Source organism: Vibrio sp. OPT46, from assembly GCF_015163535.1.
GTDB classification, from domain to species: domain Bacteria; phylum Pseudomonadota; class Gammaproteobacteria; order Enterobacterales; family Vibrionaceae; genus Vibrio; species Vibrio alginolyticus.
Window position 1 is genome coordinate 78,392 of record NZ_JADDYG010000684.1, and the last position, 594, is coordinate 78,985.

Sequence of the window (594 nt, forward strand, 5' to 3'; positions counted from 1 at the left end):
ACTCTCTACACTCTCGAATACACTTATAAAGTGAACGGTCAGAGCAAGAACATCGAACACTCAAGTGTCGGAGGTGAAGCGGCTGGCGGTATCGGCTGGAGCTATAAACACTTTGGTTTGAATGCAGAATATGTGTACTCAAAAAACAGCGATTTTGACTCTAGCGGCGTGATGTTTGGTGCGCAACTGCGTTTTTAAACAAGGCTTACAAGTTAATACAAAAGGCAGCGAGAGGCTCATTCGCTGCCTTTTTTCGTGAATATAGGTCAATACGCAAGCGCGAGAATGATCCCCGCCACGATAGAAGTAACGCCAAGCCCTCGGGTGAGATACCATTTCTCAGACAGAAACCAAATCCCCATAAACAATCCAAACACAATGCTGATTTGCCTTAGTGCCACCACCAAACTCACGTTGTCTGTCATGGTCATCGCAAACAGCACCAAGCCGTAGGTGGATGCCATCATTACCCCTGCCATGCTGGCTGTTTTGCGGATCTGCCACGCAGTCTTAATCTCATCTGGTTTGCCCGTAACTAAGCACCACACAAGAGCAGGAATACCAATTGCCCAAAACTGCACGCCCAAGTAGAAG

Annotated in this window: 1 protein-coding gene and 1 pseudogene; one reads left to right on the forward strand and one right to left on the reverse strand. The window is 47.5% G+C overall.

Annotated elements, in window-relative coordinates:
- Positions 1-198: pseudogene (locus IQR33_RS34295) on the forward strand (porin family protein); the annotation flags it as partial.
- A 68-nt stretch (positions 199-266) separates the two neighbouring features.
- Here IQR33_RS34295 and IQR33_RS34300 read toward each other — a convergent pair.
- A partial coding sequence (locus IQR33_RS34300) for an EamA family transporter (protein WP_228014121.1) occupies positions 267-594 on the reverse strand: 328 nt, incomplete at its 5' end.